This is a genomic window from Bradyrhizobium sediminis, from assembly GCF_018736085.1.
Taxonomy (GTDB): Bacteria; Pseudomonadota; Alphaproteobacteria; order Rhizobiales; family Xanthobacteraceae; genus Bradyrhizobium; species Bradyrhizobium sediminis.
On the sequence record NZ_CP076134.1, the window covers coordinates 2,759,273 to 2,772,580 of the forward strand.

At 63.1% G+C, this 13,308-nt stretch carries 10 protein-coding genes and 1 tRNA gene; 8 read left to right on the forward strand and 3 right to left on the reverse strand.

Annotation, left to right across the window (positions count from 1 at the left end):
* Positions 1–235 precede the first annotated feature (235 nt).
* The 4 genes from KMZ29_RS13380 to KMZ29_RS13395 all read left to right on the forward strand — a co-directional run bounded on the left by KMZ29_RS13380 (position 236) and on the right by KMZ29_RS13395 (position 5,495).
* Positions 236–871: an ATP-dependent Clp protease proteolytic subunit gene (locus KMZ29_RS13380; protein WP_215612083.1), complete on the forward strand. Its 636-nt coding sequence runs from the start codon at positions 236–238 to the stop codon at positions 869–871.
* Positions 872–1,292: 421 nt separating this feature from the next.
* Positions 1,293–2,567, forward strand: a complete 1,275-nt coding sequence (gene clpX / locus KMZ29_RS13385) for an ATP-dependent Clp protease ATP-binding subunit ClpX (RefSeq protein ID WP_028345767.1) — start codon at positions 1,293–1,295, stop codon at positions 2,565–2,567.
* 318 nt (positions 2,568–2,885) lie between these two features.
* On the forward strand, positions 2,886–5,312 hold the full coding sequence (gene lon / locus KMZ29_RS13390; protein ID WP_215624063.1) for an endopeptidase La: 2,427 nt from the start codon (positions 2,886–2,888) through the stop codon (positions 5,310–5,312).
* Between the two features lie 106 nt (positions 5,313–5,418).
* Positions 5,419–5,495 (forward strand) — tRNA-Val (locus KMZ29_RS13395).
* 101 nt (positions 5,496–5,596) lie between these two features.
* Here KMZ29_RS13395 and KMZ29_RS13400 read toward each other — a convergent pair.
* Genes KMZ29_RS13400 through KMZ29_RS13410 form a run of 3 tightly spaced genes read right to left on the reverse strand, consistent with a single transcriptional unit; the run spans position 5,597 to position 7,563 of the window.
* Positions 5,597–5,800: a YgaP family membrane protein gene (locus tag KMZ29_RS13400; protein ID WP_215606464.1), complete on the reverse strand. Its 204-nt coding sequence runs from the start codon at positions 5,798–5,800 to the stop codon at positions 5,597–5,599.
* 36 nt (positions 5,801–5,836) lie between these two features.
* Complete coding sequence (gene trxC / locus KMZ29_RS13405) at positions 5,837–6,280, reverse strand: thioredoxin TrxC (RefSeq protein ID WP_215624064.1); 444 nt, start codon at positions 6,278–6,280, stop codon at positions 5,837–5,839.
* Entirely contained in the window at positions 6,277–7,563 is a 1,287-nt protein-coding gene (locus tag KMZ29_RS13410) for an NAD(P)/FAD-dependent oxidoreductase (protein ID WP_215624065.1), read from the reverse strand. Before KMZ29_RS13410 ends, trxC begins: the two co-directional genes overlap by 4 nt.
* 127 nt (positions 7,564–7,690) lie before the next feature.
* Here KMZ29_RS13410 and KMZ29_RS13415 point away from each other — a divergent pair, with 127 nt between their 5' ends.
* The 4 genes from KMZ29_RS13415 (at position 7,691) to KMZ29_RS13430 (ending at position 13,304) form a co-directional block, all read left to right on the forward strand.
* Positions 7,691–8,002 (forward strand): ArsR/SmtB family transcription factor, encoded by a 312-nt coding sequence (locus KMZ29_RS13415; RefSeq protein WP_215624066.1) that lies wholly within the window; start codon positions 7,691–7,693, stop codon positions 8,000–8,002.
* 95 nt (positions 8,003–8,097) lie between these two features.
* The gene (locus tag KMZ29_RS13420; protein ID WP_215624067.1) at positions 8,098–9,087 is read left to right on the forward strand and encodes an efflux RND transporter periplasmic adaptor subunit; all 990 of its coding nucleotides are present in this window, start codon (positions 8,098–8,100) and stop codon (positions 9,085–9,087) included.
* Positions 9,084–12,293, forward strand: a complete 3,210-nt coding sequence (locus tag KMZ29_RS13425; protein WP_215624068.1) for an efflux RND transporter permease subunit — start codon at positions 9,084–9,086, stop codon at positions 12,291–12,293. Before KMZ29_RS13420 ends, KMZ29_RS13425 begins: the two co-directional genes overlap by 4 nt.
* 153 nt (positions 12,294–12,446) lie before the next feature.
* Entirely contained in the window at positions 12,447–13,304 is an 858-nt protein-coding gene (locus KMZ29_RS13430) for a class I SAM-dependent methyltransferase (RefSeq protein ID WP_215624069.1), read from the forward strand.
* The last annotated feature ends 4 nt before the right edge of the window (positions 13,305–13,308 follow it).

Sequence of the window (13,308 nt, forward strand, 5' to 3'; positions counted from 1 at the left end):
GGGGCGTGGCGACGGTATCCGTCGCTATGCCCGGCTGCGCGAATCAGCTTCAACTGCAACGAATTCCGCACGCTTTTGACCCGGTCTTGTCACCGGGGAATTGGCCCATATCTGTCAACTGTGTTTGAAGTCCTGCATCACGGGACGTTCGTCCGCGCCCGGCAAATCCAGCCCGTTCTGTCTTGCCGATGGATGTCCGCCTCCGCCAACCTGTCTACTAACCCTTGGGTGACTAATGCGCGATCCGGTCGAAACCTACATGCAACTTGTGCCGATGGTGGTCGAGCAGACCAACCGCGGCGAACGCGCCTACGACATTTTCTCGCGTCTCCTGAAAGAGCGCATCATCTTCGTGACCGGACCGGTCGAGGATGGCATGTCGACGCTGACGGTCGCGCAGCTGCTGTTCCTCGAAGCCGAGAATCCGAAGAAGGAAATCTCGATGTACATCAACTCGCCGGGCGGCGTGGTGACGTCGGGCCTTGCGATTTACGACACCATGCAGTTCATCCGCCCGCCGGTGTCGACGCTTTGCACCGGGCAGGCGGCATCGATGGGATCGCTGCTCCTGGCCGCCGGCCATAAGGACATGCGCTTCTCGCTGCCGAATTCGCGCATCATGGTCCACCAGCCTTCCGGCGGCTTCCAGGGCCAGGCCACCGACATCATGCTGCACGCCCAGGAAATCCTGAACCTGAAGAAGCGGCTCAACGAGATCTACGTGAGGCACACCGGCCAGACCTACAAGGCGATCGAGGATGCGCTGGAACGCGACAAATTCCTCACCGCCGAAATGGCCCGTGACTTCGGCATTGTCGACAAGGTGATCGACAAGCGCCAGGAAGACCCGACGCCGCCGAAAACCCCGTAATAATCCCGGCCGTAAGCACGCATTGAGCTTAACATGGGTCGTCGGCGGCCATTTCGGGCCTCCGGCGGGACAACTATGCCCCCTTATGGGCAGGAAGTTCCGCATTCGTGCTGGTTTGGCGGCGTGGCAATCGCGCAACGCTCCCCCGATTTCGACAGGTTCGCCTCGTGCGAACGGCACAAATCACGGTATTGTCACGGGTATCGGAAGCCCCGCCAATTAGCGAATTCTTGATAGTCGGGTGCGACCATGATTGGCTAGGGGCGTTTGGCGGGGGATTCGAGTTAGCCGCGATTCGTGCGGTATCTGAAGCGTAGGGTCTTTTTTGGTACGGATTTTGCTCTATCTAAATCTCTACCCCGGTTTAGTGCCGGAATGGGGCGATTGAGCAGACGGGATCGAACGGCGGACGGAGATAAGAATGAGTAAGGTCGGCACGAGCGACTCCAAGAACACGCTGTATTGCTCGTTCTGCGGCAAGAGCCAGCATGAAGTCCGCAAATTGATTGCGGGTCCCACTGTATTCATCTGCGACGAATGCGTGGAACTCTGCATGGACATTATCCGTGAGGAGAACAAGTCCTCGCTGGTGAAGTCGCGCGACGGCATTCCGACGCCGAAGGAAATCTGCAAGGTTCTCGACGACTACGTGATCGGCCAGAGCCACGCCAAGAAGGTGCTCTCGGTCGCCGTCCACAATCACTACAAGCGGCTCAATCACCAGACCAAGCACAACGACGTCGAACTCGCGAAGTCGAACATCCTGCTGATCGGCCCGACCGGTTCGGGCAAGACGCTGCTGGCGCAGACGCTGGCGCGGATTCTCGACGTCCCGTTCACGATGGCGGACGCGACGACGCTGACCGAAGCCGGTTACGTCGGCGAGGACGTCGAAAACATCATCCTGAAGCTGTTGCAGTCGGCCGATTATAATGTCGAGCGCGCGCAGCGCGGCATCGTCTATATCGACGAGATCGACAAGATCAGCCGCAAGTCCGACAATCCGTCGATCACCCGCGACGTGTCGGGCGAGGGCGTGCAGCAGGCGCTGCTGAAGATCATGGAAGGCACCGTTGCCTCGGTTCCTCCGCAGGGCGGCCGCAAGCATCCGCAGCAGGAGTTCCTGCAGGTCGACACCACGAACATCCTCTTCATCTGCGGCGGCGCGTTTTCAGGGTTGGAGAAGATCATCTCCGCGCGCGGCCGCTCGACCTCGATCGGCTTCGCAGCCCAGGTGCTGGCTCCGGAAGACCGCCGCACCGGCGAAATCTTCCGTCACGTCGAGCCTGAGGATCTCCTCAAGTACGGCCTGATCCCGGAATTCGTCGGACGTCTGCCGGTGGTCGCCACGCTCGAGGATCTCGACGAGACTTCGCTCAAGAAGATTCTGACCGATCCGAAGAACGCGCTGGTGAAGCAGTACCAGCGGCTGTTCGAGATGGAGAACATCGAGCTGACCTTCGCCGACGAGGCGCTTGGCGCGGTCGCCCGCAAGGCGATCGAGCGCAAGACCGGCGCGCGGGGCCTGCGTTCGATCCTCGAGAGCATCCTGCTCGAGACCATGTTCGACCTTCCGGGCCTGGAAGGCGTGGAAGAGGTGGTAATCTCGCGCGAGGTGGTCGAAGGAACCGCGCGTCCCCTGTACATCTACGCCGATCGTTCCGATCGCGCCGTGGAAAGCAGCGCCAGCGCCTGATCGCCTGATCGCGCCTTCGCGGCGGACGGATTGAGCGACCAACGAGAGCGGCTGCCGGGCCTCCGGCGGCCGTGGTGGCGTCGGTTCGATTCCGCATTCAGCCCCGATTGGCGGGCTCTTTTCAGTGACTTGACACCCCCATCGTCGATAGCCACCTAATGCTATCGGTGATGAAAGCCTAACCGTGAGATTCGCCGCTCCAACGATCCGGAGAGGTGGCCGAGAGGCAGCCATCCGACCCGGAACTTACAGGCACCTTGTGGCGGTTGCGCAAAATTGCGGGCTGCGTGCAGGGGGGCAAAACAAAAGGAACAGGCCATGACTACCGCAAAACCCCGGCCATCTATCGTTCACGGCGAAAGCCACTCTTATCCGGTGCTGCCGCTTCGCGACATCGTGGTCTTTCCGCACATGATCGTGCCGCTGTTCGTCGGCCGCGAGAAATCGATCCGCGCCCTCGAAGAGGTCATGAAGAATGACGCGCTGATCATGCTCGCGACGCAGAAGAACGCGTCGGACGACGATCCGAACCCGGATTCGATCTACGAGACCGGTACGCTCGCCAGCGTGTTGCAGCTGCTCAAATTGCCGGACGGCACCGTCAAGGTGCTGGTGGAAGGGCTCGAGCGCGCGCGCGTGCAGAAATACACCGACCGGTCGGAATATTACGAAGCCACCGCAGTCGCGCTTGCCGACACCGATGCGACGTCCGTCGAGGCGGAAGCGCTGGCGCGCTCGGTGGTGTCCGACTTCGAGAGCTATGTGAAGCTCAACAAGAAGATCTCGGCCGAAGTCGTCGGCGTGGTGCAGGCCATCACCGACTTCGCCAAGCTAGGCGACACCGTTGCCTCGCACCTCGCCGTCAAGATCGCCGATCGCCAGGGCATCCTGGAGACGCTGTCGGTCACCGCGCGCCTCGAGAAGGTGCTCGGCCTGATGGAGAGCGAGATCTCGGTGCTGCAGGTCGAGAAGCGCATCCGCTCGCGCGTCAAGCGCCAGATGGAGAAGACCCAGCGCGAATATTATCTCAACGAGCAGATGAAGGCGATCCAGAAGGAGCTCGGCGACGACGAAGGCCGCGACGAACTGGCTGATCTGGAAGAGAAGATTGCCAAGACCAAGCTTTCCAAGGAAGCGCGCGAGAAGGCGCAGCACGAACTGAAGAAGCTGCGCCAGATGTCGCCGATGTCCGCGGAAGCGACCGTCGTGCGCAACTATCTCGACTGGCTGCTGTCGATCCCGTGGAACAAGAAGTCCAAGGTCAAGAAGGATCTGGTCGCAGCCCAGGCCGTGCTCGACAGCGATCACTACGGTCTCGAGAAGGTCAAGGACCGCATCGTCGAGTATCTCGCGGTGCAGTCGCGCGCCAACAAGCTCACCGGACCGATCCTGTGCCTGGTCGGCCCTCCCGGCGTCGGCAAGACCTCGCTCGGCAAGTCGATCGCGAAAGCGACGGGGCGCGAATTCGTGCGCGTCTCGCTCGGCGGCGTGCGCGACGAGGCCGAGATCCGCGGTCACCGCCGCACCTATATCGGCTCGATGCCCGGCAAGGTCATCCAGTCGATGCGCAAGGCGAAAACCTCGAATCCGCTGTTCCTGCTGGACGAGATCGACAAGATGGGCGCCGATTTCCGCGGCGATCCGTCATCGGCGCTGCTCGAGGTGCTCGACCCCGAGCAGAACTCGACCTTCAACGATCACTACCTCGAGGTCGATTACGATCTTTCCAACGTGATGTTCATCACGACCGCGAATACGCTGAATATTCCGGGACCGCTGATGGACCGCATGGAGATCATCCGGATCGCCGGCTACACCGAGAACGAGAAGGTCGAGATTGCCCGCAAGCATCTCATCCCGAACGCGATCTCCAAGCATGGCCTGGATTCCAAGGAATGGTCGATCGACGACGACGCGCTGCTCCTGATGATCCGGCGTTACACCCGCGAAGCGGGCGTGCGTAACCTGGAGCGTGAGCTTTCGACACTCGCCCGCAAGGCGGTGAAGGAGCTGATGATCTCCAAGAAGAAGTCGGTCAGGGTCACCGAGAAGACTCTGGAAGAGTTCCTCGGCGTTCCCAAGTACCGCTTCGGCGAGATCGAGAGCGAGCCTCAGGTCGGCATCGTGACGGGCCTGGCCTGGACCGATGTCGGCGGCGAGCTGCTGACCATCGAAGGCGTCATGATGCCCGGCAAGGGCAAGATGACGGTCACGGGCAATTTGCGCGACGTGATGAAGGAGTCGATTTCGGCGGCGGCGTCTTACGTCCGCTCGCGCGCCGTCGGCTTCGGCATCGAGCCGCCCTTGTTCGACCGGCGCGACATCCACGTCCACGTGCCTGAAGGGGCGACCCCGAAGGATGGACCCTCCGCGGGTGTCGCGATGGCGACAGCGATCGTCTCCATCATGACCGGCATCCCGGTCCGGCACGATGTCGCCATGACCGGCGAGATCACCTTGCGCGGACGCGTGCTGCCGATCGGCGGGTTGAAGGAGAAGCTGCTGGCCGCTGCCCGCGGCGGCATCAAGACGGTGCTGATCCCCGAGGACAACGCCAAGGATCTCACGGAGATTTCCGATGCGATCAAGGGCGGGATGACGATCATCCCGGTGGCACGGCTCGACGACGTCGTCTCCAAGGCCCTGGTGCGGCCGCCGGTGCCGATCGTCTGGGAAGAGGACACCAAGGTGCCGGTCAAGCCGGACACGTCAGACGAGGCGGCGGGCGGCCTGACGGCGCACTGAGGCTTTCCAGCAAGACAACAGCGGCGCCCCCTCGGGGGGCGCCGCTTTTTTGTGAGGCGATACACGGCTTGCGCCCAGGGGCGGGGCAGCGGTAAACAGGCGGAGAGGGCGGCTAGCTCAGCTGGTTAGAGCATCTCGTTTACACCGAGAGGGTCGGGAGTTCGAATCTCTCGCCGCCTACCAGCCTTCGCTCGCTCCGCGAGCTTCGGCTTGGCAAGCCCCGGCGCAGCGAAGGCTGTCGCGCCGAGGTCGCGAAGCGACGGGGCGGATCAGTCCGGGCGCGTTTACGAAAACGCGTTGCCGCCTCGCAGGCCGAGCTTCTTGAAGATCATCGCTGCGGGACAGAAGCCGGTGAAGGCTGCCTGCAGCATGTTCAGTCCGGCGAAAGCGGTCAGCAGGTACCAGTAAGGATGCACCAGCCAGCCCAGCGCGAGGCCGAGTAGCACGACAAATCCTGCGAAAGCGAGCACTGCCTTATCGATGTTCATGACGTATTTCTTTCCTTCCAGGTGGGTTTGAAGTCATCAGGACCGGGCAAGCCCGGCCATCGTCCATGCAACGATTCTTTTGGTACCCATCGCGCCCGCGCTCCGCGCGATCTCCCGGCCATGGTGCATCAGCAGCAGGGTAGGGATGCCGCTGATGCCGAGGCGGGAGGAGACGGAGGGCGCAGTGTCCGAGTTCAGCTTCAGCAGCCGAACCCTGGGCTCCAGTTCCTGCGCGGCCCGTTCGAACATCGGCGCCATGGAGCGGCAGGGGCCGCACCAGGGCGCCCAGACATCGACGAGGACAGGGATGTCGCTGCTCGCGACGTGGCGACCGAACGCCTCCTCGTCCACCTCGATGGGGTGGCCGCTGAAGATCGGCTGGTGACACGACCCGCAACGCGCGTTCGTTGCGGTCCGTTCGGCGGGCAGCCGGTTGATCTTCCCGCAATGTCCACAGACGACCTGGTGACTTGCACTCATGTTCCCGTCTTGACCTCTTTGATTTTGGCGATGTTGAGCTTGTCGAGCAGGAAGCGCTCGTAGAACGGCTCGCTCTCGCCGCGGCGGATCTTGCGCAGGAAGTATTTCTCGAACGCGACCTTGGCCAAATGAACCCATTCGCCTTTCGACGACCAGTTGACGTTGCGCGGAGGAATCTGCGGCTGCGCCAGGAAGGCAACGCCGGTGTCGCCGAAATCGGCAAGGCAGATCGCGTTCCAGGTCGGCTGCGCCACCGGCGCCTGGCCCTTCAACAGCGAGCCGATGTTCATCGCCGTCGCCGTCACCATCGACTCGATCATGAATCCGGTCTTCGGCACGCCGACCGGGACCGGGGTGGCTCCGACCGGCGCAATCGCCACGCAGACGCCGATCGCGAAGATGTTGGGATATTCGGGATTGCGCTGATGCTTGTCGACGATCACGAAGCCGCGCGGGTTGGTCAGCTTCTCGATGCCGCGAACCGCGCCGACGCCGCGAAACGCCGGCAGCATCATCGAATAGGCGAACGGCAATTCGTGGGTCTTGTGGATCGATCCGTCGTCGGCGATTTCCTCGACGGTCATCTTGCCTTGCTCGACGCCCTTGACCCGGGCGTTGGTGATCCATTTGACGTGCTTCTCGCGCATCTCGCTTTCGAGCAGGCCCTTGGTGTCGCCGACCCCGTCGAGACCGAGATGCCCGATATAGGGCTCCGAGGTGACGAAGGTCATGGGTACGCGGTCGCGAAGCTTGCGGCGGCGCAGTTCGGTTTCCAGGATGAACAGGAATTCATAGGCCGGCCCGAAGCAGGAGGCCCCTTGCACGGCGCCGATCACCACCGGCCCCGGATTGGCGGCAAGCTGCTCGAAGGCGTCCTTGGCATGGGCGGCGTGGTCGACGTGACAGATCGATTGGGTGTGGCCGTCCGGCCCGAGCCCGGGGATCTCGTCGAATGCGAGTTCAGGCCCGGTCGCGACCACCAGATAGTCGTAATCGATCGAGGCGCCGTCGGCGAGTTCGACGCGGTTTTCGGTCGGATGCACGCGCTGTGCGCCTTGCGTCAGGAGCCGGACGCCCTTGCGCTTCATGATGTCGACGAGGTCGATCTCGATATCGCCGCGCTTGCGCCAGCCGATCGCGACCCAGGGATTGGAGGGGACAAAATGATAGACCGGCCCCTGGGAGACCACGGTCAGGCGATCGCCCTTCCTCAATTGCGGTAACAATTCGTAGGCCATCAGCGTCCCGCTGAGGCCGGCTCCGATAACGACAACTTCCGCCATGAACACCTCCGTTTGCTGCATTCCCTGTTGCGGCTGCGCCAATTTGCCTTGGCTTGTTCGACCGCATGCCTTGACTATATATTCGAATAATCGTATATACGCAAGTATGAAAATAGATAGCACGATAATGGAGTCGGCGGCCGACCGGGCCAGCGATCTCCTGAAGGCGCTTTCCAATCGTCACCGGCTCTTGATCATCTGCCAGTTGATCGACGGCGAGCGCTCGGTTGGCGATCTCGCGGAATTCCTGAGCCTGCGTGATTCCACGGTGTCCCAGCATCTTGCGTTGCTCCGCAAGGATGGCCTGGTGTCGGCGCGTCGCGACGCCCAGACGATCTACTACTCGATAACCAGCGATCCCGCGCGCGAGATCCTGAAGACGCTCTATGAGGTCTATTGCGCGCCGCCGAAGGCCAGCAAAGCAAAAGCTAGATTATAGGAGCGCGCAGGCGACGCCTTGAGGCAGGTCAACGTCGCCGTGGTGAATTCCAATGAGATGCTCCGACAACCGCCAGGGGCGGAAAGGCGATTCTGATGCGTAGACTGATTGTATTGAGCATTGTTGCGGCAGCGGCATTGAACGCAACTACCGCCGGTGCCGAAACCCTGACCGTTGCCCTGCGGCCGGTCGCCGACGAGAAGGCGGTGTTCGCGACCGTCGAGAGCATCAGCGTGGTTCCGGCCCGCGGGCGTATCGGCGGCACCATCGTTCAGCTCAACGTCCGCGAAGGAGATCCGGTGACGCGTGGGCAGTCGATCGCCACGATCGGCGATGAAAAACTTAGCCTGCAGATGAAATCGCTGGATGCGCAGATCGACGCGCTGCAGGCGCAGTCGAACCAGGCGCAGATCGATTTTTCGCGGATCGAGGGACTGGTGGAGCGCGGGACGCTTCCCCGGGTCAAGCTCGACGAGGCGCGCACCGTGCTCAACGTGGCGGAGAATGGCCTGCGGGCGAAGACTGCCGAACGCGCCGTGGTCCAGCAGCAATTCAACGAAGGGCAGGTGCTGGCGCCCGCCGGCGGGCGCGTGCTGAAGAAACTGGCGGCCGTTGGTTCCGTCGTGTTGCCCGGCGACCCCGTGGCGATGATAGCGCAACAGAATTTCAAGTTGAGGCTGCGCGTGCCGGAGCGGCATGCCCGCTTCCTGAAGACCGGTGACAAGATCAGGGTCGATGGCGCCGAGTTCGGCGACCAGAGCCCGAAATCGGGTGTGATCGATCTGGTCTATCCGCAGATCGAGGACGGCCGCGTGATCGCGGACGCCACTGTCGAAAACCTCGGAGAATATTTCGTCGGCGACCGTTTGCGGGTCTGGATATCCGGCGGCGAGCGGATGGCGTTCGTGATTCCGTCTGAATACGTCACCACGCGCTTCGGCATCGATTACGTCCAGATACGCCAGGGCGATCGGACCGTCAGCGCGCCGGTGCAGCGCGGGCGGAATCTGACGAGCCCCGATCTCCCCAACGGCCTTGAAATCCTGTCCGGCATTCGTACCGGCGACCAGTTGGTGCAACCGTGAATCTCGGACTTTCGGGCCGGCTTACGCGGGCCACCATCGGATCGCCGCTGACGCCATTGTTCCTGCTCGCCTCGCTGGTCGTGGGCATGATCGCCGTGGTGGTTATTCCGCGCGAGGAAGAGCCTCAGATCAGTGTCCCCATGGTCGACATCCGCATCAATGCGGACGGATTGCGCGGCCCGGATGCGGTTGAACTGGTCACCAAGCCCCTTGAAGCCATCGTCAAGGGCATCGACGGCGTGGAGCACGTTTACAGCCAGACCGAAGACGATCGCGTCATGGTCACCGCGCGTTTTCTGGTCGGGACCAAGTCCGAGGACGCCATCCTTCGCGTTCATGAGAAGATCCGCGCCAATCTGGATCGCATTCCCGTGGGCATTTCCGAGCCCTCGATCGTCGGCCGCGGTATCAACGACGTCGCCGTGACCGTGCTGACGCTTTCGCCCAAGCCCGAGGCCGCCGGCCGGTGGACGGACAAGGACCTCTACGAACTCGCCGACAAGCTGCGTGCGGAGTTGATGAAGGTCGACAGCATCGGCCTGACCTATATTTCCGGTGGCGGTGCCCAGCAGATCAGGGTGGAGCCCGATCCGGAAAAGCTGTCGCTGTTCGGCGTCACGCTGCAGCAGCTCGTCGCCAAGGTGAAGGACGCCAATCGGTCGTTCATGGCGGGACAGGTCCGCGATGCCGGCAAGGTGCGCAGCGTGTCGGCGGGCCAGACGCTGACCGGCATTCCCGACATCGGCCTGCTGCTGATCTCGACGCGTGACGGACGTCCGGTCTACGTCAAGGACGTCGCCAGCGTGGTCATCGGACCCAATGCGATAGAGCACCGTGTCTGGAGCGACGCGCGAGACGGCAAGGGCAAGTGGGAGCGGGTTCCCGCGGTCAGCCTGGCGCTTGCCAAGCGCGCGGGCGCCAACGCGGTGGTTGTTTCCGAGGAGATTACACACCGGCTTGAGGGGCTGAAATCGCGCCTGATTCCCGATGACGTCGTGGTTACCGTCACCCGGGACTATGGCGAGACGGCGAACGAAAAGGCCAACGAACTCCTGTTTCACCTCGGCCTGGCGACGATCTCGATCGTGGTCCTGATCGCGATTGCGATCGGCTGGCGCGAGGCGCTGGTCACGCTGGTCGTCATACCGACGACTATCCTGCTGACGATGTTTGCCGCGAATTTGATGGGCTACACCATCAACCGGGTCAGCCTGTTCGCATTGATCTTCTCGATCGGCATCCTGGTCGACGACGCCATCGTGGTGGTCGAGAATATCGCCCGCCACTGGGCGATGCGGGATGGGCGGCCGCGTCTGCAGGCCACCATCGAGGCCGTCGCCGAAGTCGGCAACCCGACCATCGTTGCGACCCTGACCGTCGTTGCCGCGCTGCTGCCGATGCTGTTCGTGTCGGGGCTGATGGGTCCGTATATGGCGCCGATACCGGCCAATGCGTCCGCGGCGATGCTGTTCTCGTTCTTCGTGGCGATGGTGGTGGCGCCGTGGCTGATGCTGCGGCTTGCGCCGAAGGAGGGTGTTGCCGGCGCGGCGCATGACGCGCACGACGAAGGCGTTCTCGGGCGCCTCTATCGTCGCTTCGCAACCCCGATCGTGGCCAACAAGCGTTCGGCCTGGATATTCCTGATCGGCGTCGGGGTCGCCACGCTGCTGTCGATGACATTGTTCGCCACCAAGTCGGTGACGGTCAAATTGCTGCCGTTCGACAATAAATCCGAGATCGCGGTGGTGGTGGATCTTCCGGAAGGCGCCAGCCTCGAGGACACCGAACGAACCCTGTTTGCCGCCGCCGATGTGGCCCGCGGCCTGCCCGAGATCACCTCGGTGCAGTCCTATGCCGGCACCGCCGCGCCGTTCAATTTCAACGGCCTCGTCCGGCACTATTATTTGCGCGCGCGTCCGGAACTGGGCGAACTCCAGGTCAATCTTGCCGCGCGATCCGACCGCAAGCGGGCGAGCCATGACATTGCGCTCGATCTGCGTCAGCGCCTCAAGGCCGTCAGTGTCCCACCCGGCACCAGCATCAAGGTTGTCGAAGTGCCGCCCGGTCCGCCGGTGCTGGCGACGTTGCTGGCCGAGGTCTACGGACCCGACGCGGCCACCCGCCGGGCGGTCACGGGTGAGCTCAAGAAAATCTTTACTGAGGTGCCGTTCATCGTCGATATCGACGATTCGATCGGGGAGAAGCGGCCGCGGCTGCGGCTTTCGATCGACCAGGACAGGCTCGAATTCTTCGGCGTCGAGCAGCGCGACGTCTATGACACCATCCAGACTCTGTTCGGCGGAGTGTCCGTGGGCTACTCGCACCGCGGCGAGGACCGCAATCCGATCGAGATCGCAGTCCGGCTGCCGAAGCGCGACCTTGCCTGGACCGAAGCGCTGGCTTCCACGCCGGTGCCCGCCAACACGCTTCCCGGCAGCAAGACCGTCGTCGAGCTGGGGCAGCTGGTCAAGGCGACGGTTGAAGAGGGCTCGCCGACGATCTTTCGCCGCGACGGCCGGTTCGCCGACATGGTGATGGCCGAACTGGCCGGCCGTTTCGAAGCGCCGCTTTACGGCATGCTGGCGGTTTCCGACCGCATCGACGCGCACGATTGGGGCAAGCTGCAGAAGCCCGTCATCGGCCTGCATGGACAGCCGGCCGACGAGTCCCGGCCGACGCTATTGTGGGACGGCGAATGGGAGATCACCTATGTCACCTTCCGTGACATGGGTGCGGCGTTTGGCGCGGCGATCCTCGGGATCTACGTGCTGGTAGTGGCGCAGTTCGGCAGCTTCCGCCTGCCGCTGGTGATCCTGACGCCCATACCGCTGACGCTGATCGGCATTCTGCTCGGGCACTGGCTGCTGGGCGCGCCGTTCACCGCGACTTCCATGATCGGCTTCATCGCGCTCGCGGGCATCATCGTCCGCAATTCGATCCTGCTGGTCGACTTTATTCGCCACAGCGGCGGCGAGAACAGATCGATGCGCGATGTCGTGCTGGAAGCCGGCGCGGTGCGTTTCAAGCCGATCCTGCTCACCGCACTGGCCGCCATGATCGGCGCCGCGACCATCCTGCTCGATCCGATCTTTCAGGGGCTCGCGATTTCGCTGCTGTTCGGCCTGGCCTCGTCGACCCTGCTGACGGTTCTTGTCATCCCTGCGATCTACATCGCGCTGCGCGACCGATCACCCAAGGTGTCCTGAACGGCGCGAGCGGCGGAGGCCGACAGCGCCGGTTCCCTCATGGATCGATCGGTGGCGGCGTGCTAATGGTGAGGCAGGGAGCAAAGGCATGAGAATTCTCCGCGCTGGAGCCGTGATCGCGTCTTTGGCCGGGCCTGCGGTGGATTAGGTGCGATGGATATTCCTGCAGGCCACCAACAAAACGCCGACCAGATTGCGTACTGGAACGGCCCCGCCGGCCAGCGCTGGACCGACCGGCAGGCGGCGCAGGACGTCGTGCTCGCACCGGTCTCCGAGATCCTGATCGACCGCGCCAAAGTCAGGGCAGGCGAGCGGATCATCGATATCGGCTGCGGCTGCGGCGCCACCACCATCGCGCTGGCGCAGCGAACGGGGCCGACCGGCCATGTGTTGGGCATCGACATCTCGGCGCCGATGCTGGCGCGCGCCCGGCAGATCGCGCCGCCGGACCTGCCGGTCGACTTTGTGCTCGCGGACGCAACCGTTTACCCGTTCCACCCCGCCAGCTTCGATCTTCTGGTCTCGCGGTTCGGTGTGATGTTCTTCGCCGAGCCGGCGCTTTCCTTCGCCAATATGCGCAAGGCGTTGCGGCCGTCGGGACGGCTGGCCTTCGCCTGCTGGCGCGAGCCGCGCCACAATCCATGGATGATGGCGCCGCTGCAGGCGGTCTACAGGCACGTGCCGAAGCTGCCGCAGCAAGGGCCCGAGGACCCCGGTCCGTTCGCGTTTGCATCCGAGCAGCGCGTGACGAGGATTTTGAGCGAGGCCGGATTTTCCAGCATAGCCATGGAGCCGTGCAATCTGTCGCTCGACATCGCGATCGGCCGCGGTCTCGATGCCGCGGTCGAGTCTGCGCTGGAAATCGGCCCGTCCAACCGCGCGCTGGAAGGTCAGCCGGCGGAGGTGCGAACGGCCGCCAAACAGTCGATACGCGAGGCGCTGGCGCCCTTTGTCCAGGGCCAAACAGTGCCGCTCGGCGGATCGATCTGGATCGTGACGGCAAGCGCTTAAGGAA

What these genes read in the sequence shown, in the direction of transcription:
- KMZ29_RS13380 (WP_215612083.1), top strand. Translation starts at nt 236, where the DNA reads ATGCGCGATCCGGTCGAAACCTACATGCAACTTGTGCCGATGGTGGTC.
- clpX (WP_028345767.1), top strand. Translation starts at nt 1,293, where the DNA reads ATGAGTAAGGTCGGCACGAGCGACTCCAAGAACACGCTGTATTGCTCG.
- lon (WP_215624063.1), top strand. Translation starts at nt 2,886, where the DNA reads ATGACTACCGCAAAACCCCGGCCATCTATCGTTCACGGCGAAAGCCAC.
- KMZ29_RS13400 (WP_215606464.1), bottom strand. Translation starts at nt 5,800, where the DNA reads ATGAACATCGATAAGGCAGTGCTCGCTTTCGCAGGATTTGTCGTGCTA.
- trxC (WP_215624064.1), bottom strand. Translation starts at nt 6,280, where the DNA reads ATGAGTGCAAGTCACCAGGTCGTCTGTGGACATTGCGGGAAGATCAAC.
- KMZ29_RS13410 (WP_215624065.1), bottom strand. Translation starts at nt 7,563, where the DNA reads ATGGCGGAAGTTGTCGTTATCGGAGCCGGCCTCAGCGGGACGCTGATG.
- KMZ29_RS13415 (WP_215624066.1), top strand. Translation starts at nt 7,691, where the DNA reads ATGGAGTCGGCGGCCGACCGGGCCAGCGATCTCCTGAAGGCGCTTTCC.
- KMZ29_RS13420 (WP_215624067.1), top strand. Translation starts at nt 8,098, where the DNA reads ATGCGTAGACTGATTGTATTGAGCATTGTTGCGGCAGCGGCATTGAAC.
- KMZ29_RS13430 (WP_215624069.1), top strand. Translation starts at nt 12,447, where the DNA reads ATGGATATTCCTGCAGGCCACCAACAAAACGCCGACCAGATTGCGTAC.